This is a genomic window from Deinococcus metalli (assembly GCF_014201805.1).
In the GTDB taxonomy this organism is placed as follows: Bacteria; Deinococcota; Deinococci; order Deinococcales; family Deinococcaceae; genus Deinococcus; species Deinococcus metalli.
The window spans coordinates 38566-60834 of sequence record NZ_JACHFK010000017.1 but is presented as its reverse complement, the minus strand read 5'-3'; the positions used below and the strand labels follow the sequence as shown (position 1 = coordinate 60834).

The window sequence follows — 22269 nt, the reverse complement described above, 5'->3', positions numbered from 1 at the left end:
GGCCATGCCCACACCGCGGCCCGGATGGCACGCGCCGGGCGCCGATCAGATTTTCGTGAAGGCGTCCAGAACCGCCGGGACGCCGGGCCGTCTACCCTGCGGCCATGACAGGTTCCGATGAGCGTGACGGCATCGTGGTGGACGAGGGCACGACCGGGGAACTCGTGCAGGACAAGATGAGCACCGAGGCCATGCTGCGGGGCGCCGCGGCCGACGACGGCAGCAACCCGAACGACCAGCCCGGCTTCCAGGACGGCATGCTGGGCGGCAGCGACTTCGAGGACCGCCAGGGCACGCCGAACAACGACGGCGACAGCGACCTGGGCGGCGACGCGCACGGCGGAGCCGGCGTGCACCGCGCGGGCGGCGTGGACGGTGGTCCCGCCCGCACCACGCCCCTGCCCGGCTCGAACGCCAAGAAGTAACCCGGCCTCAGCGGCTCTCGGTGGAGATGCCCAGCTGTTCCACGATGGCCTGCTGGGCCTTTTTCTGCGTGTCCTTGACCTCGACCGCGACCTGCTCGCCGCCCTCCAGGTCCATCACGAAGTGGTCGCCGTCCAGCCGCACGCGCGACAGGATCTGCTCGTCGCCCTGCGGCCGGGTGGCGGCGCGCAGCTCCACGAAGCGGCGCATGGGCGTGCGGATCACCTTGGGCGCCAGGATTTCCTCGACCTGGAAGATGCCGCCGGAGTTGTTCATGGTGACGTTGATCAGCACCGGCATCGTGCGGCCCTTCTCGATCACGACCTCGTCCACGGCCAGCGCGCTGATGGAGTGGATGTCCACGCTGCCCAGCGAGAAGGCCTTGCGCCCACGGCCCTTGGTGATGTCCGTGCCGTCCGCGACGGCGGTGATGCCGGCCTCCAGCGTCAGCGGGGGTGGGTTCAGGTCGTGGCAGTCGATGGCGCCGAGGATAAAGGACCGCACCTTGGTGCGTTTGAAGGGATCGGGGTACAGCGGCGTCATGATCCGGTCGATGATCGGCAGGGCCAGCATCACGCCGTGTGCCTCGTGGCCCACGCGGTGAATCTGGTTGCCGATGTCGTGCAGCATGGTGCCCAGGATCACGGCCAGGTGCACGTCGTCGGCGTCGCCCACGCCCGAGTCCATGATGTCGGGCTTCACGCCGGCGTCCAGCAGCAGTTGCGTGATGGCCATGCCGGCCGCGCCGGTGATGAAGGCGTGCACGCGGCCGTGGTCGTTGTACCCGAGCTTGCGCATGGTCACGTAGTTCGCCATGTCCCAGCACGCCAGCGCCTCGGGGTCGCTGCGCAGCGCGTCGTAGGCAGCCAGGGCGCGCGGGAACGCGGCGAGGTCGTCGCGGATGGCGAAGTTCGCTTCCTCGATCAGTTTCGCGCGCGGCGTCGTGAACTGCACGCTGCGCCGGGGATCGGCCTCGCCGGACGCCAGCTCGACGTGCCGGCCCTCGACGTCCTGCACGGTGCCGCCCTGGACGCTAAGCTTGAACTTCTGGTCGGTGGAGCGGCGCTGTGGGGTGGAGTCGTCCATGGCCGCGCCTACTCGCCCTGGAACGCCGGGGGACGCTTGTTCAGGAACGCGTCCACGCCTTCCTGGAAATCCTTGGTGGCGGTGGCGAGGCCGAACATGTCCGCCTCGATCTCCAGGCCGGCGTCCAGGCCGGTGTCCAGGCCACGCCGCACGGCCTCCTTGACCAGCGACAGGGCAATCGGCGCGTTCTTCAGGATGACCTCCGCGACCTCGCGGGCCTTCTGAAGGGCGTCGTCGGCCACGTAGTTCACCAGACCCATGCCGAGCGCCTCGTCGGCCCTGACCTGCCGCGCGGTGAGCATCAGGTCGAGCGCCCGGCCCGCGCCGATCAGCCGCGAGAGGCGCTGCGTGCCGCCGAAGCCGGGCAGCACGCCCAGCGTGACCTCCGGCAGGCCCAGCCGCGCGCCCGTGGCCGCCACGCGCAGGTCGCATGCCAGCGCGAGTTCCAGGCCGCCGCCCAGCGCGTAGCCGTTGATCGCCGCGATCACTGGGATCGGCAGCGTGGCGATGCGCGACATCACGTCCTGGCCCGACAGCGCGAGTTCGCGCCCGTCATACACGCTCTGCACCTGCTTGAATTCGCGGATGTCCGCGCCGGCCACGAAGGCCCGGTCGCCCGCGCCGGTGATGATCAGCACGCCGACCTCGGCGTCCTCGACGATCATGTCGACGGCCTGCGCGATCTCACTCAGCGTCTCGGCGTTCAGGGCGTTCAGGGCCTGCGGGCGGTTGACCGTCAGCACGGCGATGGGGCCGTGCTGGTCGATCTGCACGGTGCTGAAGTCGAGCTCGTCGAGGTGCGTCATGCCTTCATCCTGACATGGGCCCGGCCGCCCTGTCCGTGACGCTGTCCGCGCCGTGCAGCGTGACCACCGCCTCCAGCGCCACGCGCACCATGCGGTCCACGCCGCCCGCCAGCACGTCCGGCGCCACCAGCTGCGGATCACCGATGTCGTTGCTGCACGCGGTCAGGCACCCGGCCCGGATGCCGTGCATGGCGGCCACCAGGAAGATCGCGCTGGCCTCCATCTCGAAGCCCAGCACGCCGCGCGACGCCCACGTGCGCGCGTGCTCGGGGGTGCTGGCATAGAAGGCGTCCTCGGTCATGACCAGGCCGACGTGGTGCGGCACCTCCAGCGTCCGCGCGGCGGCCACGGCCGCGTGCACCACGTCGAAGTCCGCCGCCGGGGCGTAGGGCGCGCCGCCCAGCAGTTGCCGGGTGGTGCCGTCGTTCGGCACGGCGGCGGTGGCGATCACGAGGTCCGCGGGCGCGACGCGGGGGGTGGCGCCGCCCAGTGTGCCCACGCGGATCAGGGTGCGCGCCCCCAGCCGGGCGAGTTCCTCCGCGACGATGGCGGCGCTGGGGCAACCCATGCCGGTGGTCTGCACCGACACCGGCACGCCGCGATACGTGCCGGTGAAGCCCAGCAGCTGCCGGTGGCTGGTGTACTCGCGCGCGCCGTCCAGGTACGTCTGGGCGATATGCCGGGCGCGGTTGGGATCGCCGGGCAGCAGGACGGCCGGGGCGACGTCGCCGGGCTGCGCGTGGACGTGGATCTGGGTCATGCCGGGAGTATAGGCAGCGCGGCCCCTCACACGACGCCGGCGGATGGCGGGGACAGCCGCGCCCTTCGGGCCGTTCCAGACGGCAGGCTCGGCCGGAGGGGCGACATGAGAGCCCCAACCTCTCATGAGAAGAAAGTCCGGTGTAGATCATCAGTTTTCTCATGTTGAAGCACGGCAGGCCGTCCAGGAGGTGGATGCTGTTCTCATCGGCCGGCCACCGATTATCACGCAAAGCTCATTGTGACCTTGAAAACGTTCACGCGGAAATGAACGTGAAGTTCTGCCCGGAGCGGTTCACACGCGCCTCACTGCGCCTGCCTACGGTAAGCGCAGGACGACGGCCGCGCCCGGCGCCGTGCCGTCTGCCACCCAAGGAGACTCCATGCGCAAATCACTGATCCTCATGTCCACCCTGGCCCTCAGCCTCGGCGTCGCCGGCGCCCAGGACACCGCTCCGGCCACCACCACGGCGGCTCCCGCCCCGGTGACCCTGAGTGACGTCCCGGCCGGCCACTGGGCCAAGGACGCGGTCGACAAGATCGTCTCCTGCGGCCTGATCCAGGGCTTCCCGGACGGCACCTTCCGCGGCAACGAGAACCTCACCCGCTACCAGGCCGCGCTGATCTTCTACCGTCTGCTGCAGTCGGGCCAGATGGCCAACTGCGGCTTCAGCGCCAGCGACATGACGACCATCACCAACGGGATGCAGGAAGTCAGCACCGAGCTGGCCGCCATCGCCAACCGCGTGACGGACCTCGAGAAGCTGACCGCCGATCAGCAGGCGCGTATCACGGCGCTGGAAGACAAGATCAACAGCATGGGCGATATGAGCGCCAATGCCGACGTGACCGCGCTGCAGGCCCGCGTGGACGCGCTGGAAGCGGCCGTGAAGAACATCCCGGCCGGTCCCGCCGGCCCGCAGGGTCCGGCCGGTCCGCAGGGCCCCGCCGGACCCCAGGGTCCTGCCGGCGCCGCGGGCACCAGCGCGACCGTCACGACCACGCCCGACACCACCGCCACCACGCCCAGCACCACGGTCGTGATCGGTGACACCACCCCGGCCGAGCCGGCCATGAACGCCAGCAGCCTGTACGCCGGCGTGAGCGTCGGCGCGCGCGGCAGCCAGGACACCTGCCTGGTGCGCGGCACCGCGGCCAACTACTGCGTGACCGCCGGCGGCATGATCGGCAGCACCCGCGTGATCGGCCCGGTCGGCGCGCGCGTCGCGGCCGAGTACCAGCCCGGTGGCAACGCCGTGAGCGCCGACGTGAACGCCACGTACCACCTGAACGCCGGCGGGACCCTCAGCCCCTACGTGGGCGCCGGTCTGGGCCTGACCAGCAGCGTGTCGCGCGACCCTGCCGGGACCGGCAACCAGACGGACCTGTACGCGAACGTCCTGGTGGGCGCGGACTACCGCATCACCTCCTCGATCGCCGCGTACATCGAGGGCGACGGCCGGTACTACCTCAGCAACAAGGGCGTGGGCTCGGGCCTGGGCGGCACGGACACCGCCGCCAAGGGCTTCGGCGTGGCTGTCAAGGCCGGCCTGAAGTTCTACTTCTGAGCTGATTACCCCTCCGGCCTGTCCGGACATCAGGGCCCTCCGCGTGGGGGCCCTGTTTTCATGCCGCCACGGCGCGCGGGCGGCGCTAGACTGCCGTCATGCGGCTCGTTTCGTTCGTGCAGGTGCTGCTGCTGCTGGGCATCGCGGCGTACCTGCTGCTGGTCACGCTGGAGAATCCGGCGACCGTGCGGCTGCCGCTGCCGCTGGGCGGCGGTGAGCTGATCCTGTCGGTCGGCATGGCCGTCACGGTGTTCCTGCTGCTGGGCGCCGCGTACGCCGCGCTGCTGCTGCTGCCGCCGGTGGTGCGCGAACGCCTGCGCCGCCGCCGCGAGGGCCGCGAACGCCAGCGCGTCGAGGAGCGGCTGACCGCCACGCTGCAGGCCCGGCTGGGCGCACTGCCCGCCCCGGCACCGGCTGCCCCGCCACCCGCCCCGGCAGCGCTCCCCGAACCCGAGATGCCGCGTTCGCTGCCGGGAGCGCCGTGAGCGCCCAGCCGGAACCCGTGTGGCAGCTCGCGCCGCCCGCCACGCGCGAGGAGCTGCTGCGCACCATGCGCGTGTGGCGCGTGTCGCCGCCGGTGGCGCAGGTGCTGTCGGGCCGGCACCTGACCCCGGCGCTGCTCGACCCGCCGCGGGCGCTCACACCGAACCCGGCGCTGCGCGAGGCGGCCCGGCAACTCGTGACGGCCATCCGGGCCGGCAAACGCATCCGCATCCACGGGGACTACGACGCAGACGGTGTGTCGGCCACCGCCGTGCTGGTGCTGGGGCTGCGGGCGCTGGACGCAGACGTGCACGGCTTCATTCCCAACCGCCTGCACGAGGGCTACGGCGTTCACCCCGACAAGGTCGACGAGCACGCCGCCGCGAGCGACGTGTTCGTGACGGTGGACTGCGGCGTGACGAACGTGGACGAGGTCGCCGCCCTGGTCGCGCGCGGCGTGGAGGTGATCGTCACGGACCACCACCGGCCCGGCCACGACTTCCCGGCCGCGCTGGTCGTGCACCCCCACCTCACCGACGCCTACGACCCGGACCTGCACAACCTGACCGGCGCGGGCGTGGCGTACCACCTGCTGTGGGCGGTGCACGAGGAACTCGGCCTGCCCGAACCGCGCGCGCTGACCGCGCTGGCGACCCTGGGCACCGTCGCGGACGTCGCGCCGCTGATCGGTGAGAACCGCGCCCTGGTGCGCGCCGGCCTGGACGCCCTGGTCGACACGGAGCTGCCGGGCCTGCAGGCCCTGATGGGCAACGGCCGCGTGTCGAGGCCCAGCGCGCGCGACGTGGCGTTCATCCTCGCGCCGCGCATCAACGCCGCGGGGCGCCTGGGCGAGGCGGACATCGCCCTGACGCTGCTCACCACGTCCAGCGCGCACGAGGCCGGGCGGCTCGCGCAGTACCTGGAGATCCGCAACCAGGAGCGCCGCAAACTCCAGGACGACATGTTCACGCAGGCGCTCCAGATCGCCGATCCGGGCGAACCCGCCCTGGTGGTCACGCATCCGGACTGGCACGCGGGCGTGATGGGCATCGTGGCGAGCAAGCTGCTCGAGACGTACCACAAGCCGGTATTCATCATCGCGCAGGGCAAGGGCAGCGTGCGCAGCACGCCGGGCATCAGCGCGCACGGCGGCTTGGAGTTCAGCCAGGATCTGCTGCGCCGCTTCGGCGGGCACCACGGCGCGGCGGGCTTCGCCATCGACGACGCGAACGTGAGCGCCTTCCGCGACCGCATCCACGCGTACGCCCGGCAGTTCCCTACGCCCGCGCCGCGCGTGCGCCTGGACGCCGCGCTGCCGGTCATGGGCGCCACACTGGACCTCGTGACCGAGACCGCCGCCTTCGAGCCCTTTGGCGAGGGCCATGCGCTGCCGCTGTGGCACGTGCGCGACCAGCTCAGCGAGCCGCGGCTGGTTGGCAAGCGCGGCGACACACTGCAGTTCAAGGTCGGCCCGCTGCGCGGCCTGAAGTACGGCGAGCGCGCCGCGACCCCCGGCGAGCGCGACCTCGCCACCCACCTCGTGACCTCCGAGTGGCGCGGACAGACGCGGCTGGAACTGCACGCCCAGGCGCTGCGTCCCCCCGGTTCCATCACGCTGGACGCGCCCGCCCCCGTACCGCCGCTGCCCCGCCTGAACCCCAGAGACGCCATGCGGCACCTGCGCGCTGGCGCCCGCGCGCACGCCACAGGCGGCGTCGCCGCATACCTGCGCGACAACGTGCCCGGCGTGGTTCTGGTGCTGCCCGGCGACCCGCACCCCGGCGGCGAACTGATCCTGTACGCCCTGCCGGACGAGGACGACCTGCGCCGCTGGCTTTCGGACGGCCGCGTGGCGTTCGCGCTGGGCCCGAAGACCCTCGCGGAGCTCGAGGGCGCCCTGACGCGCTATCACCTCCAGACCCCGCCGCCCAACCCCCTGGCGGACGCCACCACCGACGACCTGCACATGCGGCGCGCCGCCGACGCGTACCGCCGCTGGCAGTGGGCGCACCACCACGCCGTACTCGACGACGCCGGGTGGAGCGCCAGCGTGTACGCCATGCTGGGCCTGACCGTCCCCGAGACGCGGGCCGAGCCAGAACTGGTGGCCGTCACCGGCGACTGATCACGGCGCACACACCGGTGGTCATGGGCTGCTCACGCCCCGGATGTTGACATGACCGGGACGACCCCCGGATCACGGGACGAGCCACGACACGTCCGCACCGACAGACGCGCCGTCCACTCATGGCGTCCCAGGAGAGCACCCATGCCCACGCGACTGCCCGGCTCCTCCCTCCTCCTCTGCACCCTGTTCGTGGGCCTCGCGGCCTGCGGCCAGACCTCCGGCCCGGCTGCCGGCAACCTCCAGCCACAGACCATCCCCAGCCCGACGCTGAACCTGAGCCCGAACCTGACGGTCGAGGGCATCACGCCGGTGCCGGGCGGCCGGTGGGTGGTGTTCGGCACGACGTCCTCCAGGTTCAGCACGTCGACGGTGAACAGACTTCAGGTGTACGTGAACGGCACCCTGGTGGGCAGCACGGGCGCGGCGGAGTGCTCGGCCCCGGGCGTCGACTGCATGTACTACAAGAATCCCGCCGGCACGAACGGAGGCGACTGGTTCGCGCAGTACACCTCCCCAGCCTTCTGGAACCCGCCGGTGCTGGGCCGGACCTACACCCTGACCGTGAAGTCCTACGACGCGCTCGGGTCTGTGAAGACCGTGACGAAGACGGCGAGCGGCGGGAACCTGTACTGAGCGGCCGGACGGCGCCGGAGCGTTCGCCCCGTCTCGGTTCCTGTAACGCCCCGCCGCTACACTCCGCGTATGAACAACGCAGTGATCGTGGCGGCCCGGCGCACGCCGATCGGCAGTTTTCTCGGCAGCCTGAAGGACGTGTCGGCCGCGCAGCTGGGCGTGACCGCCGCGCGGGCAGTGCTGGACGGTATGGACGGTGCAGACGTCGCCGACGTGATCGTGGGCAACGTGCTCCAGGCCGGCCAGGGCATGAACGTGGGGCGCCAGGTGGGCATCGGGGCGGGGCTGGCGCAGGACGTGCCGGGCCTGACGGTGAACCGCGTGTGCGGCAGCGGTCTGCAGGCCGTGATCAGCGCCGTGCAGGGCCTGAGAGCTGGAGACGGGCAGCTGTACGTGGCGGGCGGCACGGAAAGCATGAGCCGCGCGCCGTACCTGTTGCCCCGCGCCCGCGAGGGCTACCGCCTGGGGCATGGTCAGGTGGTGGACTCCATCCTGTCCGAGGGCCTGACGGACGTGTTCGGCGACTACCACATGGGCATCACGGCCGAGCACATCGCCGCGCAGTGGGGCATCACGCGCCAGGAGCAGGACGCCTTCTCGCTGGAGAGCCAGACGCGCGCCGCCGCAGCGCTGGAGGGCGGGTTCTTCAGCGACGAGCTGGTCAGTGTGGAGGTGCCGAGCAGGAAGGGCCCGACCGTGTTCAGTGCGGACGAGTACCCGCGCGCCACCTCGCTGGAGGCCCTGGCGAAACTGAAACCCGCCTTCAAAAAGGACGGAACCGTCACCGCCGGGAACGCGAGCGGCCTGAACGACGGCGCGGCCATGCTGCTGGTCGCCACGTCCGAGTACGCGCGGGCGCACGGCCTGCCGGTGCTGGCCGAGATCGCGAGTTACGCCGCCATCGGCGTGGACCCGGCGATCATGGGCATCGGCCCCGCGAAGGCCGTCCCCATCGCGCTGGAGCGGGCCGGCCTGGGCGTGGCCGACGTGGACCTGTTCGAGCTAAACGAGGCCTTCGCCGCGCAGTCCCTCGCCGCGGTGCGCGACCTGAAGGCCGACCCCGCCCGCGTGAACGTCACGGGCGGGGCGGTCGCGCTGGGGCACCCCATCGGCGCGTCGGGCGCACGCGTGCTGGTCACGCTGATCCACCAGTTGCGGCGCACCGGCAAGGAAACCGGCGTCGCCAGCCTGTGCATCGGCGGCGGCATGGGCATCGCGATGGTCGTGCGCGCGAGGGGATAGGCACAGAGAGCTGAGGGCCACCGCCGATATGGACTGGCACCCGGAAAAACTGAAGCATCCACCCTGCCCCTGACCGAAAGCCATCGTGCGCGCAGCGCGCGGGCGGTGACGGCGCCAACGGACGAGGCAAGAACGCAGCCCCTCGCCAACGAGACTCCGTCAGAGGCCAGCTCGAGCAAGATGGCGACCACATGCCGAGCGCAGCGCTGCTCCCCCGTCCCCTCTGGGGATGGGGGCTGGGGGGTGGGGAAGCCCGCCGCAGGCGCCCACCTTCCAGCCCAGCCAAACCTCAGTCCAGCGCGCCCATCTCCTCGGCACTGCGAGTGACGTACACCCGAGCTTCCCACGGCTGGAGAACGCCCGCCGGCACCTCGCCTGGCGCAGCGTAGTTGCCGAGCAGCAGTGCCGCGTTCGCCGGGATGTCCAGCACCCCGTCCAGGTCGAGGGCCTGCCCCCCGAAGTTCAGGAGCACCAGCAACTGCTCCTGCGCGTGCGTGCGCAAGTAGGCGTACAGCGTGGGATGCTCCGGGCGCAGGTCGTCGTAGCGGCCCTCGACGATAGAGGGATGCTCGCGGCGCAGGCGGATCAGGTCGCGGTAGTACCAGTACACCGAGTCCGGGTCGGCCAGGACCGTCTCGGCGTTGATGTCGCGGAACGTGGGGTTCAGCGGGATCCAGGGCGTGCCGGTCGTGAAGCCCGCGTTCTCGCCACCGGTCCACGGCATAGGCGTGCGGGCGTTGTCGCGGCCCTTGTTGTGGATCATCTCCAGCACGCCGGCCGGGTCGCGGCCGCCCTCGATCACGTCCTCGCGGTAGAGGTTCAGGGTATCGACGTCGCGGTAGTCGTCGATACTGGTGAACTTCGCGTTGGGAATGCCGAGTTCGTCGCCCTGGTACACGTAGGGCGTGCCCTGGAGCGTGAACAGCAGCGTGGCGAGCAGTTTGGCCGAGGGCACACGGGACGCGCCGTCGTCGCCGTAGCGGGACACCAGCCGGGGGACGTCGTGGTTGCTGAGGTACAGGCTGTTCCACCCGCGGCCATGCAACTCGGTCTGCCAGCGGCCCAGCACCGTCTTGAGTTCCGGCACGCTGTACGGCACGGTCGTCCAGCGCGGGCGGGCGCTGGCCGGGTCCTTGTCGAGGGCCATGTGGTCGAACTGGAAGATCATGTTCAGCGGCCCGGTCTGCGGGTCTGTCAGCACGGCCGCGGCGTCGGGGCTCACGCCGGGCGTCTCCCCCACCGTCATCACGTCGTACTTCGACAGCACCTCCGCTCTCATCTCGCGCAGGTACGTCAGGAGTTCCGGACCGTTCAGGAAGTGCTCCTCGGCCAGCGGATACGCGTAGTCGGCTCCGGGCGCGGTGTCCGGAAAGCCCGGCACCTTGGACAGCATGTTGATGGTGTCCATGCGGAAGCCGTCGATGCCGAGGTCCAGCCAGAACGTCATCAGGTCGTAGACCTCACGGCGCACGCGGGGATTTTCCCAGTTCAGGTCCGGCTGCTCGGTGGCGAACAGGTGCAGGTAGTACTCGTCCGTGGCGGGGTCGAGCTGCCACGCGCTGCCCCCGAAGTGCGAGCCCCAGTTGCTGGGCGGCCCGCCGCCTTCGCCCGGCCGCCACAGGTAGTAGTCGCGGTAGGGGTTGTCCGTGGACCTGCGGGCTTCCAGGAACCACGGGTGCTGGTCGCTGGTGTGGTTGACCACCAGGTCCATCACCAGTTTCATGCCGCGCGCGTGCAGTCCCGCCAGCAGGTCCTTCCAGTCGGGCAGTGATCCGAACTCGGGGGCGATGTTGCGGTAGTCGGTGATGTCGTAGCCGCCGTCCACGCCGCCGTGCGGGTAGACCGGGCACAGCCAGATCACGTCCACGCCCAGCGTGTGCAGGTAGTCGAGTTTCGAGGTGATGCCCGGCAGGTCGCCCACGCCGTCGCCGTCCGAGTCGAGAAAGGAGCGCGGGTAGATCTGGTACACCACGCTGCGTTGCCACCACGTCATAGGGCCTCCTGTGCGTAGTGCGATCCTAACCTGACCCCACTGCCGGCAGGGCCGGCCCGTCTGACCCGTACCATGCGGCATGACCACCGAGACCGAACGGGACCTGTTCCTGGCGATCCAGGCGAACGACGCCGTGCACGTGCGGGCGCTCGTGCACGGCGACCCGGCGCTGCTGCGGGCCGTGAGCCCCATGGGCGTGTCGCCCGTGCTGTTCGCCACGTACTACGGCCGGCACGACATGGCCCGCGTGCTGATCGAGCACGGTGCGCCGCTGGACGTGTTCGAGGCGGCGGCCGTGGGCGACGCGGCGCGCGTCCGCGCCCTGATCACCGGGGACCCGGCGCTGGTGAACGCGGTGAGCCCCGACGGCTTCACGCCGCTGGGCCTGGCGTCGTTCTTCGGCCGCGCGGAGGCCGCACAGGTGCTGCTGGAGGCCGGCGCCGACGTGCACGCGGTCAGCCGCAACCCCATGCAGGTGCAGCCGCTGCACTCGGCGGTGGCCGGCAACCACGAGGCGCTGGCCCGCGTGCTGGTGGCGGCCGGCGCGGACGTGAATGCCGAGCAGGCGGACGGCTTCACGCCCCTGATGGGCGCGGCGCAGAACGGCAACGCCGCGCTGGTGGCCTTCCTCCTGGCATGCGGCGCGCAGGCGGACGCGACGACCGACGACGGCCGCTCGGCCGCCGATCTGGCCCGCGAGGAGAACCATGTGGACGTCCTGGCGCTGCTGTGACCTGCATGAGGAGGCCCGCAGAAGGTCTCAAGGGAACGGAAATGCGCCGGGAGCACGTTTGACGGACACTGGTGGGCATGACCCGCAGCGACGATGAACGCAGCAATCCGCCCCTGACCGGCGACGGCGCGCAGACCGGCTTCGAGGCCACGGACGTCAAGGACCACCACCAGGTCGCGTACACGACCACGCCGGGCGACGACCGCGTGGGATCGTCCGACAGCGAGAAGTACACGCCGGTCGAACTGCCCAGCGCGAAGACCGTCACCGGCACCTTCGACCACCTCGCCACGCGCGACGTGGGCGCCATGGAGCACGCGGCGCAGACCCCGGACTTCGCGGGGGCCGAGACGGTCGAGGGCCTGGGCGGCGACGTGCTGGACGAGGTCGCGCCGTCGGCCGGGGTGGGCATCCCGGCGGCGGTGGGCGCGGCGGTGCTGGAGCGCCAGCGCGACATCGACCCGAATCCGGGCTACACCCCGCCCAGCAGCCAGGTGCCGTCCCACGTGGTCGAACCGGCCGGCGATCTGCCACAGGGCGAGACGGCGGAACTCCAGAACGAGGTCGACGGCGGTTCGGGCCGGCGCTGACCGGGCGGCTCGGGCGCGGCGCCTACAGGGGACGGACGTACACCACGCCGTCCTCTGTTTCCGTGGCGTAGATCTTCACCGGCTTGACGGCGGGCAGGGTCTTGGCCTTGCCGGTCGCGAGTTCGAACTTCGCGCCGTGCTTCTCGCAGGTGATGCGGCCCATGCTGACGTCGCCGCCCAGCAGCGGGTAGTCCTTGTGCGTGCAGTTGTTACGCAGGGCGTAGTACGTGCCCTCGTGGTTCACGACCAGCACGCCCACCCCGGCCACCGTCACGGTGCCCTGCCAGCCCTCGGGTATGTCCTCGGCGCGGCCCACAGCCACGCGCTCCACTCCGACCGGCTCGCTCATCGTCCCGGAGTGTAGAGCACGCGCCCGCCCGGTCAGCAGGTGTCGATACAGATCATGCCGCCCAGGCGGTTCGCGAACTCGGTGGCGATCTGCCGGGCGGCCGGGAACGAGTCGCTGGTCGCCATCACGACCGCCATGACCCGCGCGGAGCCGCGGCCGACACAGGTGGTGGACACGTACACGCCGCTCTTCTCACCCGCGACCTCCAGTGGGCCGCGCCGGACGTTCGCGTAGCCCAGGCTGCGGGCGGTGTCCTGCGCAAAGCGGTAGCACACGGCCTCGGAGGACGACTTGACCTCCAGCCGCAGAAAGTACAGCGCGGCGGCCTGCGCCGGGGTGGCGGTGGCCAGCCCCAGCGCGGCCACGGTCAGGACGGAGCGGATGACGAGCGGGCGCAGGCGGACGGAACGCATCATGACCCTCCCTGAAGGGAACCGGGACCGGTCCCTCCACCGACAGCATCCACGCGGGCCGTGATCGGGCCATGACCGCCCCGGCGGCCAGTGGGCCGTGTCCCGGGCCCGTGGGAGCGTGCTCCCTGGTGCCCGGGACGGCCGGGAGCGCACGCTCGTGGCGGAGGGAACGATGAACCGACACCTGCTGACCGTCACCTTCGCCCTGGGCCTCTCTCATGCGGGCGCGGCGGGCCTGCTGCACGCGCTGAACACGGCGGTGTCCGCAACGCCAGCACCGGTTGCCCCGCTGGAGGTGCGGGTGGACGGACACGCGCTGCTGACCACCGAGGGAACCGACGCCGGAGCGTACGCGCCGCTGCCGGCCGGGCCGCACACGCTGGAGGTGCGGGCCGGTGGGCGCACGCTGTCCACCCTCAAGACCACCGTGCGAGACGGGCACGCGTACCTGCTCCACTCGGCAGGCGGCGCGGGGACCACGCTGGTGGACGAGACGCAGGCCTTCGAGGACGCGAAGGTCAGCGACGGCAGATACGGCAAGGCCCTGATCCTGAATGCCTGGACGGCGCCGGTGGACGTCGTGCGGGGCAAGGACGTGCTGGCGCGCGGCCTGCAGCCCGGCGCCGTGATCGCCGTGCGGCAGGAGGACATGACGCCCGATACCCAGGCGTACGCGTTCCGTCAGGGAACCCGAACACTCAATTCGACCCTGGTCGTCGGAGCGCCGGGCGCAACCGGGATTGTCGCGCTGCTGGGGCCGGGAGGTCACGGTCCCGGAGAGGGCGTGACCTTCAGCACCGTCAGTCCGCTGTCAGCCTGGGACTTCCTGGCCAGGCAGGGCTCGGGAGGAGCGCCGGAACTGAGTTTCGCCCGCTTTCGCCAGGCGCTCACGGACGCCGGGCTGGAGGCCACGCTGAAGGGCAAGGGGCCTGTCATCGTCTTGCCCCCCACCGACGGCGGGGTGCAGGCGGCGGGGACGCGCGGACAGCCGGCGGCCCTGGCGAAGGCGGCGCGGGTCCACCTGCTGGCGAGCTTTCCCGACTTCGAGAAGGCCTTCGCGGGCGGAGCAGACACGCCCACGCTGAGCGGCCAGACCCTGCGCCTCGTGTTCCGGGACGTGCCGGGCGACACCAGCGGCTTTCCGGCTCCGTTCTTCGACGACGTCAGCGTGGTGTTTACGCCGATCACCGTCAGCAACGGCGTGGTGTGGCCGGTGGGCGGCGTGCTGCGCGTGAAGTAGCGCGGGCCTCCTATAGTGGAATGGTTCTGCTGTTCGCCGTGACCGTCCGGAGGCTTCATGCTGAGCGCCCTGCCGCACCCCGTCCGCGCCGTCCGCTGGCCCGCCGTGGCCGTGAGTCCGCTGGCCGCCACGCTGGTGCTGGCCGCCGCGCTCGTGTTGGGCGGGTTGCCGCGCTGGCCGCTGGCGCTCCTGGCAGCGGGGGCCCTGGGTGTGGGGAGCTGGCCGGCAGCGCGGCAATGGCAGGGCCGCCCCGTGGTCACGGCCGGCCAGGCATGGGGCTGGGGCGCGGCCCGCGCGGCGCTGCTGCTGGGCGCGCTGCTGAGCGCGTCGTGCGTTCAGAAGGCGTGGCGGCTGGCCGCGCCGGACGCCGGCTGGCGCTCGACAGTCGCCTTCATCGGGGACGACCGCCCGGTGTTCGCCGACGCCCTGGACACGGCGCAGCCAGCCGCCCTGCGCCCCGGTGACCTCCTGGTCGGGGTGAATGGGCACGCCATCCCGGTGACGCCCGACAGCTGGCTGGATGTCGACCGCCTGTCGGCGTGGCGCGCGGCGGTGGGGCCACTGCACGACGGACAGGCGGTCACATTCACGGTGCAGAGGAACATCGTGGGCCTGGGCCAGACCTTCCAGACCACGGGCGGGCAGACGGTGACGGTGCCGGTGACCCTCCACGCCACCGAGACGCCCACGCTGCTGCGCGCGTTCGGACAGGTGATGCCCGGGTTCTTCAACAAGAATTTCATGGGGCGGGACATTCCGTGGCAGCTGCTGGAATTCCTGGGCGTGATGGCCGTGACCGCGTGGCTGTTCGCGCAGCGGCCGAACCACCCCGGCGCGCAGCTGCTGGCGCTGTCGGTGTGGGCCGTGCTGGTCACGCTGCCCAGTTGGATGGTGGGGCCGCTGACGCTGGGCGACCTGCTCAGTGACGCGCGCCTGCATGTGGGGAGCGCGTTCAGCCATACCATCCACATCTGGCTGCTCGCGCCGCTGTCGCTGCACCTGTGCTGGAGTTTCCTGCGGGTGCCCAGCCGGGCGCGGGCGCTGGTGGCGCTGGCGTACGGCTACGCGGCGTGGGCGGCCTTCACGGTCACCAGCCCGCCGCAGATCCTATCCGTGCTGGTCGGCTACCCCCTGCTGAGCGTCGCGTGTCTGGGCGTGGCGGCGTGGCAGGGGCGCGCGCAGGGCCGCCTACAGGTGCTGTGGCTGGCCCTGGCGATCCTGCCGGACAGTTTCAGCACGGCCGCGTTCATCACGGGGCAGGTGCTGCACAGCGACGTCCTGAGCGGCCTGGACGGCGCCCTGCCGCACAGTGAACTGTTCGTGGGAGGCCTGACCCTGGCGGTGCTGCACACCCGGCTCTTCGACCTGCGGCTGTTCCTGAACCGCGCGCTGGTGTTCGCGGCGCTGGCTGCACTGGTCGCGGGCTGCTACGCGCTGGCTGTGCTGGTGGTCGGCCAGCAGGTCACCGGCCATTCCGCGGGCGCGCCGACCGCCGTCCTGGGGGCCCTGCTGGTCGCGGTGACCTTCGAGCCGGTACGGGCGGCTGCGCGCCGCGGCGTGACCCGCGTGCTGTTCGGCGAGCGCGACGACCCGGCGCGGGTGCTGTCCACCCTGGGCCGGCAGCTCCAGAGCACCGTGCAGCCCGCCCAGCTGCTGCCCACCATCGCCCTCACGGTGGCCGGCGCGCTGCGCCTACCGCGCGTGGAGGTACACGACGGCGCCGGGCACGTCGCCGCCAGTGGTGAGGACGCTCCACTGGGACAGGCGCAGGTGTACCGCCTGGAGGCGCCGGATCAAGCCTCCGGGGAAGCGGCCGTGGCGGGCGAGCTGCGGGTGTGGCCGCGCGGCCCGGAGGGCTTCACCGTGTCCGAGACCGAACTGCTTGGGGCGCTGTCGCGACAGGCGGGCCTGGCGGTGCATTCGGCCCGCCTGGATCTGGACGTGCAGCGGGCCCGCGAGGCGCTGGTGTACGCGCGCGAGGAGGAGCGCCGACGGCTGCGCCGCGACCTGCACGATGGCCTGGGCCCGGCGCTGGCGGGCGTGACGTGGGGCCTGAGCGCGGCCCGCTCGCAACTCGCCAGCGATCCGGCCGCGGCAGCGGGCCTGCTGGAGCGGCTGGAGCACGAGACGCAGACCATGGTCACAGACGTGCGCCGGCTGGTGGACGAACTGCGGCCGCCCGCGCTCGACGACCTGGGCCTCGGCGGCGTGCTGCGCGAGCGGGTGCTGTCCCGCCTGAGCGCCACCCGTCCCGATCTGCACGTCAGCGCGCAGCTTCCCCACAGCCTCCCGGCGCTGCCGGCGGCGGTGGAGGTCGCCGCCCTGCGGATCGCGGAGGAAGCCCTGACCAACGCGGCCCGCCATGCCCACGCGTCGGCGGTGCAGTTCAGTGTGGACGCCACCCCGGCGCTGCTGACACTGCGCGTGCAGGACGACGGGCGCGGCTTGCCCGCCGCCGTGGTGCCGGGCGTGGGCCTGGCCAGCATGCGCGAGCGGGCCGGGGAACTCGGCGGTCACGTGACCGTGCAGAGCGGGCCGGACGGAACGTGCGTGACTGCCGTGCTGCCGCTGGGGCCTGCGCGTGGGTGACGTCGACCTGCCGGTACCGTCGGGGCTACCCGGCCTGCGGGTGCTGATTGCCGACGACCACCGCCTGTTCCGCGAGGGCGTCGCGGCCCTGCTGCGCGGCCAGGGCATGGAGGTGGTCGGTGAGGCCGGCGACGCGCCCGGCATCATCCGCCTGGCCCTCGAGCATGTTCCGGACGTGATCCTGATGGACATTGGGATGCCCGGCGGCGGCCTGCACGCCACGCGCGAGATCACGCGGGCCAGCCCGCACCTGGGCGTGGTGATCGTGACCATGTTCGAGGACGACGACATGGTCTTCCAGGCCCTGCGGGCCGGCGCGCGCGGCTACGTCCTGAAGGGCGCCGATCCGCTGGAACTGCTGCGGGCCGTGCAGGCCGCAGCGCGCGGCGAGGCGTATTTCGGACCGGGCATCGCCCGCCGGCTCATCACGTACTTCGACGAGCCGCGCACGCCGAACGTGTTTCCGGAACTCACGCCCCGCGAGCGGGAGGTGCTCTCGGCAATCGCTCGTGGGGAGAACAACGCAGCGATCGCGCGGGCCCTCGATCTGTCGCCCAAGACGGTGCGCAACCACATCAGCAACATCTTCTCGAAGCTGCACTTCGCCGACCGGGCCGAAGCGATCGTCCGGGCCAGAGGCGCCGGCCTGGGATAGGCAGCCTGTGGTCACACGCCGCAGCCGGTCTCCAGGCGCACCTTCAGGCCGCCCGCCGGTGTCCACTCCTGCGCGGCGAAGGCGTCGCCCTCGTGGTACGCGCCGAACGTGATCAGCTCCAGGCGGCCGTCGCCATTCACGTCGACCAGCCCCGCGAGGCGGTAGATGCTGGCCAGCGGCATCGGTCCAGCGCTGTCCGGCGTCCAGGGCGTGGGCGGCGCGACGTACGCGCCCAGCACGGTGGTCACCGCCCGCCCACCGGACACGTGGCGCAGCAGCAGCACGCTGTAGTCGCCGGGCTGCCCGGTGGGCGGGGGAAACGCCCTGCTGCGTTCCCGGAACCGGCTGGCCTCGACGATCACCTCCTGCGTGCCGTCGCCGTCCAGGTCGGCGCGCAGCAGGGCGGTCAGGTGCACGTCGGGCGCGCGGACGCCGCGCCGGATCAGATACTCTCGCACCACGCCCCGGTACATGCTGTTCGTGAGCGGCAGGGCCGTGACCGGGCGCGACGGCGTGGCGGCGCTGGTGTAGACCTCGAAGGTGCGGGCCGCCGTGCCGGGCCGCAGCTGGGCGAGGTACGTCTCCTCGCACGGCGGGCCGAGGGAGGCGGGGGCGGCGACCTCCACCTGGCGGACCGGGCCGGTCGGGGTGTGGCGCACGTAGCGGCCCGCCCCCACTTCACGGGCCAGCGCGGCATCCCCGGGCCGCCAGCGTCCGGCGTGCCACGCGCCCAGCAGGTACGGGGCCTGTTCACCCGGTGCCCGCACCAGCACGGCGTTCACGGGAACGGCCGCCTGGGTGGACGGCAGCGCGCCGAGCAGCAGCAGCACGGCACCGCGCAGGACAGCTGGGACCATGACCCAGCGTACGACGCCCGGGTTGGGGCGTTACGCCTGCCGCACCGTCACGCGGTTGCCCCACGGATCGTGGAAGGTCACGCCGTCCGGCGTGTCCGTCACGCCGTCGCGGCCCGCCAGATGGGCGCGCAGGGCACCCAGATCCTCCGTGACGAAGTCCACGCCGCCCAGCCCGGCGGCGGGCGCGGCCGGGCGGCCATGCCCGGCGGTGTGCCACTCGTTCACGCCGAGGTGGTGGTGGTACCCGCCCCACGACAGGAAGGCCGCGCTGCCCATGTCCGCGACCACGTCCAGCCCCAGGGCGTCCGTGTAGAAGCGGGCGGCCTGCGCGGCGTTGCCGACCTTCAGGTGGACGTGCCCAACGGAGGTGCCAGCCGGCGCCCCGGCATACGCGGCCGCGGCGTCCAGGCGCTGCGGGTCGATACCGGCCGCGTGGAGCACGGCAGCGCCGTCCACGGCCAAGGTGTCCATCTGCACCTGCCCACCCCGCCACGTCCAGGTGTCGCGCGGCCGGTCCGCGTAGACCTCGATGCCGTTGCCCTCGGGGTCGGTCAGGTAGAAGGCCTCGCTGACGAGGTGGTCGCCGCTGCCGATCCGCAGGCCCAGCCGGGCGGCGTGCGCGAGCCATCGTCCCAGGTCGGCGCGGGTGGGAAGCAGGAACGCGGTGTGGTACAGCCCCGGCCGGCTGACGGACGCGGCGGGCAGTTCCGGCGCGGCCTGGAGGTGCAGCAGCGGCGTGCCGTGCGCGGCGAGCGTGACACCTGCGGCCGTCTGTGCGGTCGCCTTGAGGCCCAGCAGACGCTGGTAGAACGCGCTGAGGCCGGCGAGATCACGCGCGAGCAGCGTGACCGGGCCGACGTGGGTGGTGGCAGGCAGCACGGGCGTGGTGGTCATGCGTCCAGTGTGCTCTCAATGCTTTGTTTTGTCAATCGATTTGTTTTCTTCTGGTCAGTCTCGGGGTCGGCATGCACCTTAAGACGGACGACCGGAACCCGGCCGAGATATGTACTCATATGAGTACACCACTCAAGATCGTGGAGGTTCCGTATGGTTCAGACGGCCCTAGACATTCTCCAGCAGGCCCTCCACGCGCTGTCCGGGCTGGCGCGGCCGGCGGGCGTGCTCCTGCTGATCCTGCTCGTCGCCGGGCTGCTCCTGGGCGTGCTCGATCCGGCGCGCAGCCGCGTCCGGCGCCGCTGGCTGGGCCGCCGAATCTCGGATGTGGGCCGCTGGGCGCTGGTGCTCGCGGCTGTGGGCGCCGGCACCGTGCTGCTGCGGATCAGCCGGCACGCGGTAGACGCCCGGCTGGGCGCGCAGCAGTCGGCCCGCTACGCCACCGCTGCCGACCCGGACGGCGGCCAGACCGTCCAGCCGGCCCCGCGTGTGAGCGTGCTGGACACGCGCACCTACACCCGCACGCTGACCCTGCCGCCCGACCTCTACGCCCGCGTGCGCGCCCAGGGCGGGTGGGAGGCCCTGCTGCCGTACCTGGGCCAGCCAGACGGCGGGTCGTTGCAGACCCTGCGCGAGGACTTCACGCGGCGCGGCGACCGGGTGGAGTACACCCGCGCCGTGACCCAGCCGACCGAGGAACCCGTCAACCTCGATTCGTCGGGCATCGTGACGGCCCTGACCTTCGTCGAGCCGGCCGGGGGGCGCGGCCAGTACTACAACGCGGCCTTCACCGCCGACTACACCTTCACCAACCCGCGCCGCACGCCGGCCACGCTGCGCTTCGTGTTTCCCCTGCCGTCGGGCAGCGGCACCCTGAATGCCTTCCGCATGACCGTGAACGGCGAGGTGCGCCGCGCCGCCCCCGACCGCGACCCCACGTGGGAGGGCACCGTGCCGGCCGGCGGGGTGGTGAAGGTGAACGTGACATACCGCAACCAGGGCGCGCGCAGCTGGCGCTACGACCTGGCGCAGCGGCGCGAGGCGATCCGGGCGTTCAGCCTGCGCGTGACCACCAACCGGACCGCCAAGTTCCAGCGCTACACGCTGTTCCCCACCCGGCAGGGCCGCTCGGCGCTGGGCGCGGTCACGCATCTGGAGTGGAGCTATCAGGACATCATCACCGCGCAGGACATCGCGCTGGTGTTCGCGCAGGGCAGCGTCCGCGAGACCCTCACCAAGATCGCGGTGTTCCAGCTGCCCGCGCTGCTGCTGGCCGCCCTGCTGTGCTCCGCGTGGGCCTGGTCACGCCGGATGGCGCTGCCGCCGCTGGCCCTGGCCGCCGCTGTGGCCGGGCTGGCGCTGGGCTTCACGCTGGCGGGCGTCCTGACGGCGTACCTGCCCGTCGTTGTCGCTCAGATCGTGGGCACGCTGGCGGGCGTGGCGCTGGCGACGTCCCGGCTGGGGCGGGCCTACGTGGGGCCGCTCGCGCTGGCCGGCCTGACGCCGCTGGTCTTCCTGAGCGACGGACACGCTGGCCTGCTGCTGACGCTGCTGGGCGCACTGCTCCTGCTGCTGTTCCGGCCGCCTGTGCTGGCTCGCCAGTGGCCCGCGCTCAGGTGAACAGCGTGGACACGCTCGCGCCGGTGTGGATGTTGGAGATGGCGTTGGCGAACAGCGGCGCGACGTCCAGCACGGCCAGCTTGCCGTTCGAGGCGGCGATCTTCTCCTCCGGCACCAGCACCGTGTTGCAGCTCGCCACCTGGGTGACGTCCAGGCTGGCGATGCGCTGGATGGCCGGTCCCGAGTACACGCCGTGCGTGACGGCCACGTACACGTCCTTGGCGCCCAGACTGCGGGCGATGTTCACCGTCTCCACCAGCGACCCGGCGGTGCTGATCTCGTCGTCCACGATGAACACCGTGCGGCCCTCGACGTCCCCGATCAGCGCGCGGGGCCGCACCTCGGTGTCCGACAGCCTCTCCTTGTCGATCATGGCGAGGCCCGAGTCCAGGCGCCGGGCGATCTGGCTGGCCCGCTTGATGCTGCCGGCATCCGGGGCAAGAACCACGCCGTTGTGCGCGTCGGGCACGATGGACTTGAAGTGCTGGCTGAGCACCATGTCGGCCGAGAGGTGGTCGCCGGGAATCTTGAAGAAGCCGTGCACCTGCGGCGAGTGCAGCGTCATGGTCAGGAAGCGGTCGGCGCCGGCCTCCTGCAGGAGGTCCGCGACCAGGCGCCCCGCGATGGAGATGCGCGGGGAGTCTTTTTTATCGCTGCGCGCGTACGAGTAGTACGGAATCACGGCCGTGACGCGCCCGGCGCTCGCGCTCTTGGCGGCGTCGATCATCAGCAGCAGTTCCATGATCGAGTCGCTGACCGGGTTGCTGAAGGTCTGCACGATGAAGATGTCGCCCTCGCGCAGCGACTCCTCGTAGTGGACGATCAGGTTGTCGTTCGTGAACTTCTCGGTCTTGCTCTTGCCCAGCGGAATCCCCAGGTTGTCGCAGATGGCCTGGGCGAGCGGACGGTTGCTCTGCCCGGCGAACACCAGCAGCGGGGAGCGGCGGCTCTCGAGGACAGGGGACGAAGCGCGGTGGGAAACGGACACAGGCGGGGGCCTCCAGGCGGGAGTGGGCGAAGCGGGACAGGAACCGAAAGTCGTGAGCAGCATACCTGCCGGCGCGGGGGCCTGTCGCGGCGCCCAGCCGTGCCCCGCCGGGGAACAGCTCCACTGACCGGCGAACCGGGACAGCCGCCTGGGCCACCAGACGACGGACACCCGTCCCAGCCAAACGGAACGCCGCCGGCAGTCACGTGACTGCCGGCGG

General features: G+C 71.7%; 21 protein-coding genes. 12 read left to right on the top strand and 9 right to left on the bottom strand.

Going from position 1 to position 22269, the window contains the following annotated elements; translation table 11 throughout:
• Positions 1-104 precede the first annotated feature (104 nt).
• Positions 105-425, top strand: a complete 321-nt coding sequence (locus HNQ07_RS21995) for a hypothetical protein (RefSeq protein ID WP_184115824.1) — start codon at positions 105-107, stop codon at positions 423-425.
• 7 nt (positions 426-432) lie between these two features.
• On the opposite strand, the gene HNQ07_RS21990 is transcribed toward HNQ07_RS21995, so the two are convergent.
• Genes HNQ07_RS21990 through HNQ07_RS21980 form a run of 3 tightly spaced genes read right to left on the bottom strand, consistent with a single transcriptional unit; the run spans position 433 to position 3075 of the window.
• Positions 433-1509 carry a phosphohydrolase gene (locus HNQ07_RS21990; RefSeq protein ID WP_184115822.1) on the bottom strand — a complete coding sequence of 359 codons (1077 nt, stop codon included), beginning with the start codon at positions 1507-1509 and terminating at the stop codon, positions 433-435.
• Between the two features lie 8 nt (positions 1510-1517).
• A complete protein-coding gene (locus HNQ07_RS21985; RefSeq protein ID WP_184115821.1) occupies positions 1518-2315 on the bottom strand; it encodes an enoyl-CoA hydratase/isomerase family protein in 798 nt (265 codons plus the stop codon).
• A gap of 4 nt (positions 2316-2319) precedes the next feature.
• Positions 2320-3075, bottom strand: coding sequence for a phosphorylase family protein (locus HNQ07_RS21980; RefSeq protein ID WP_184115819.1), 756 nt, complete (start codon positions 3073-3075; stop codon positions 2320-2322).
• Positions 3076-3457: 382 nt separating this feature from the next.
• Here HNQ07_RS21980 and HNQ07_RS21975 point away from each other — a divergent pair, with 382 nt between their 5' ends.
• The 5 genes from HNQ07_RS21975 to HNQ07_RS21955 all read left to right on the top strand — a co-directional run bounded on the left by HNQ07_RS21975 (position 3458) and on the right by HNQ07_RS21955 (position 9128).
• Positions 3458-4642, top strand: a complete 1185-nt coding sequence (locus HNQ07_RS21975; RefSeq protein WP_184115817.1) for an S-layer homology domain-containing protein — start codon at positions 3458-3460, stop codon at positions 4640-4642.
• Between the two features lie 98 nt (positions 4643-4740).
• A complete protein-coding gene (locus tag HNQ07_RS21970) occupies positions 4741-5127 on the top strand; it encodes a lipopolysaccharide assembly protein LapA domain-containing protein (protein WP_184115815.1) in 387 nt (128 codons plus the stop codon).
• 65 nt (positions 5128-5192) lie between these two features.
• The gene (locus HNQ07_RS21965; protein ID WP_184115858.1) at positions 5193-7250 is read left to right on the top strand and encodes a single-stranded-DNA-specific exonuclease RecJ; all 2058 of its coding nucleotides are present in this window, start codon (positions 5193-5195) and stop codon (positions 7248-7250) included.
• 144 nt (positions 7251-7394) lie between these two features.
• The gene (locus tag HNQ07_RS21960; RefSeq protein ID WP_184115813.1) at positions 7395-7886 is read left to right on the top strand and encodes a hypothetical protein; all 492 of its coding nucleotides are present in this window, start codon (positions 7395-7397) and stop codon (positions 7884-7886) included.
• Positions 7887-7955: 69 nt separating this feature from the next.
• Complete coding sequence (locus HNQ07_RS21955; protein ID WP_184115811.1) at positions 7956-9128, top strand: acetyl-CoA C-acetyltransferase; 1173 nt, start codon at positions 7956-7958, stop codon at positions 9126-9128.
• A 289-nt stretch (positions 9129-9417) separates the two neighbouring features.
• On the opposite strand, the gene HNQ07_RS21950 is transcribed toward HNQ07_RS21955, so the two are convergent.
• A complete protein-coding gene (locus HNQ07_RS21950; RefSeq protein WP_184115809.1) occupies positions 9418-11121 on the bottom strand; it encodes an alpha-glucosidase in 1704 nt (567 codons plus the stop codon).
• Between the two features lie 79 nt (positions 11122-11200).
• On the opposite strand from HNQ07_RS21950, the gene HNQ07_RS21945 reads away from it, so the two are divergent.
• Together HNQ07_RS21945 and HNQ07_RS21940 are read left to right on the top strand one after the other, a co-directional pair.
• Positions 11201-11854: an ankyrin repeat domain-containing protein gene (locus HNQ07_RS21945; protein WP_184115808.1), complete on the top strand. Its 654-nt coding sequence runs from the start codon at positions 11201-11203 to the stop codon at positions 11852-11854.
• Between the two features lie 77 nt (positions 11855-11931).
• Complete coding sequence (locus tag HNQ07_RS21940; protein ID WP_184115807.1) at positions 11932-12444, top strand: hypothetical protein; 513 nt, start codon at positions 11932-11934, stop codon at positions 12442-12444.
• Between the two features lie 22 nt (positions 12445-12466).
• On the opposite strand, the gene HNQ07_RS21935 is transcribed toward HNQ07_RS21940, so the two are convergent.
• Both HNQ07_RS21935 and HNQ07_RS21930 read right to left on the bottom strand, forming a co-directional pair.
• Entirely contained in the window at positions 12467-12793 is a 327-nt protein-coding gene (locus tag HNQ07_RS21935; RefSeq protein WP_184115806.1) for a Rieske (2Fe-2S) protein, read from the bottom strand.
• Positions 12794-12825: 32 nt separating this feature from the next.
• Complete coding sequence (locus tag HNQ07_RS21930) at positions 12826-13209, bottom strand: hypothetical protein (RefSeq protein ID WP_184115805.1); 384 nt, start codon at positions 13207-13209, stop codon at positions 12826-12828.
• Between the two features lie 169 nt (positions 13210-13378).
• Between HNQ07_RS21930 and HNQ07_RS21925 the strand changes: the two genes are divergently transcribed.
• The 3 genes from HNQ07_RS21925 to HNQ07_RS21915 are packed head-to-tail and all read left to right on the top strand — an operon-like array spanning position 13379 to position 17690.
• Complete coding sequence (locus HNQ07_RS21925) at positions 13379-14446, top strand: fasciclin domain-containing protein (protein ID WP_184115804.1); 1068 nt, start codon at positions 13379-13381, stop codon at positions 14444-14446.
• A 57-nt stretch (positions 14447-14503) separates the two neighbouring features.
• A complete protein-coding gene (locus tag HNQ07_RS21920) occupies positions 14504-17035 on the top strand; it encodes a histidine kinase (protein ID WP_184115803.1) in 2532 nt (843 codons plus the stop codon).
• Complete coding sequence (locus HNQ07_RS21915; RefSeq protein ID WP_229832288.1) at positions 17028-17690, top strand: response regulator; 663 nt, start codon at positions 17028-17030, stop codon at positions 17688-17690. The genes HNQ07_RS21920 and HNQ07_RS21915 overlap by 8 nt, the downstream gene beginning before the upstream one ends.
• Positions 17691-17701: 11 nt before the next feature.
• Here the strand turns inward: HNQ07_RS21915 and HNQ07_RS21910 are convergent, their stop codons facing one another.
• On the bottom strand, positions 17702-18547 hold the full coding sequence (locus HNQ07_RS21910; protein ID WP_184115802.1) for a VCBS repeat-containing protein: 846 nt from the start codon (positions 18545-18547) through the stop codon (positions 17702-17704).
• A 30-nt stretch (positions 18548-18577) separates the two neighbouring features.
• Complete coding sequence (locus tag HNQ07_RS21905; protein WP_184115800.1) at positions 18578-19441, bottom strand: VOC family protein; 864 nt, start codon at positions 19439-19441, stop codon at positions 18578-18580.
• Between the two features lie 153 nt (positions 19442-19594).
• On the opposite strand from HNQ07_RS21905, the gene HNQ07_RS21900 reads away from it, so the two are divergent.
• Complete coding sequence (locus HNQ07_RS21900) at positions 19595-21061, top strand: hypothetical protein (protein ID WP_184115798.1); 1467 nt, start codon at positions 19595-19597, stop codon at positions 21059-21061.
• Here the strand turns inward: HNQ07_RS21900 and HNQ07_RS21895 are convergent.
• Entirely contained in the window at positions 21054-22049 is a 996-nt protein-coding gene (locus HNQ07_RS21895) for a ribose-phosphate diphosphokinase (RefSeq protein ID WP_184115796.1), read from the bottom strand. The genes HNQ07_RS21900 and HNQ07_RS21895 overlap by 8 nt on opposite strands.
• Between the last annotated feature and the right edge of the window lie 220 nt (positions 22050-22269).

What these genes read in the sequence shown, in the direction of transcription:
- HNQ07_RS21995 (WP_184115824.1), top strand. Translation starts at nt 105, where the DNA reads ATGACAGGTTCCGATGAGCGTGACGGCATCGTGGTGGACGAGGGCACG.
- HNQ07_RS21990 (WP_184115822.1), bottom strand. Translation starts at nt 1,509, where the DNA reads ATGGACGACTCCACCCCACAGCGCCGCTCCACCGACCAGAAGTTCAAG.
- HNQ07_RS21985 (WP_184115821.1), bottom strand. Translation starts at nt 2,315, where the DNA reads ATGACGCACCTCGACGAGCTCGACTTCAGCACCGTGCAGATCGACCAG.
- HNQ07_RS21980 (WP_184115819.1), bottom strand. Translation starts at nt 3,075, where the DNA reads ATGACCCAGATCCACGTCCACGCGCAGCCCGGCGACGTCGCCCCGGCC.
- HNQ07_RS21975 (WP_184115817.1), top strand. Translation starts at nt 3,458, where the DNA reads ATGCGCAAATCACTGATCCTCATGTCCACCCTGGCCCTCAGCCTCGGC.
- HNQ07_RS21970 (WP_184115815.1), top strand. Translation starts at nt 4,741, where the DNA reads ATGCGGCTCGTTTCGTTCGTGCAGGTGCTGCTGCTGCTGGGCATCGCG.
- HNQ07_RS21965 (WP_184115858.1), top strand. Translation starts at nt 5,193, where the DNA reads ATGCGCGTGTGGCGCGTGTCGCCGCCGGTGGCGCAGGTGCTGTCGGGC.
- HNQ07_RS21960 (WP_184115813.1), top strand. Translation starts at nt 7,395, where the DNA reads ATGCCCACGCGACTGCCCGGCTCCTCCCTCCTCCTCTGCACCCTGTTC.
- HNQ07_RS21955 (WP_184115811.1), top strand. Translation starts at nt 7,956, where the DNA reads ATGAACAACGCAGTGATCGTGGCGGCCCGGCGCACGCCGATCGGCAGT.
- HNQ07_RS21950 (WP_184115809.1), bottom strand. Translation starts at nt 11,121, where the DNA reads ATGACGTGGTGGCAACGCAGCGTGGTGTACCAGATCTACCCGCGCTCC.
- HNQ07_RS21945 (WP_184115808.1), top strand. Translation starts at nt 11,201, where the DNA reads ATGACCACCGAGACCGAACGGGACCTGTTCCTGGCGATCCAGGCGAAC.
- HNQ07_RS21940 (WP_184115807.1), top strand. Translation starts at nt 11,932, where the DNA reads ATGACCCGCAGCGACGATGAACGCAGCAATCCGCCCCTGACCGGCGAC.
- HNQ07_RS21935 (WP_184115806.1), bottom strand. Translation starts at nt 12,793, where the DNA reads ATGAGCGAGCCGGTCGGAGTGGAGCGCGTGGCTGTGGGCCGCGCCGAG.
- HNQ07_RS21930 (WP_184115805.1), bottom strand. Translation starts at nt 13,209, where the DNA reads ATGATGCGTTCCGTCCGCCTGCGCCCGCTCGTCATCCGCTCCGTCCTG.
- HNQ07_RS21925 (WP_184115804.1), top strand. Translation starts at nt 13,379, where the DNA reads ATGAACCGACACCTGCTGACCGTCACCTTCGCCCTGGGCCTCTCTCAT.
- HNQ07_RS21920 (WP_184115803.1), top strand. Translation starts at nt 14,504, where the DNA reads ATGCTGAGCGCCCTGCCGCACCCCGTCCGCGCCGTCCGCTGGCCCGCC.
- HNQ07_RS21910 (WP_184115802.1), bottom strand. Translation starts at nt 18,547, where the DNA reads ATGGTCCCAGCTGTCCTGCGCGGTGCCGTGCTGCTGCTGCTCGGCGCG.
- HNQ07_RS21905 (WP_184115800.1), bottom strand. Translation starts at nt 19,441, where the DNA reads ATGACCACCACGCCCGTGCTGCCTGCCACCACCCACGTCGGCCCGGTC.
- HNQ07_RS21900 (WP_184115798.1), top strand. Translation starts at nt 19,595, where the DNA reads ATGGTTCAGACGGCCCTAGACATTCTCCAGCAGGCCCTCCACGCGCTG.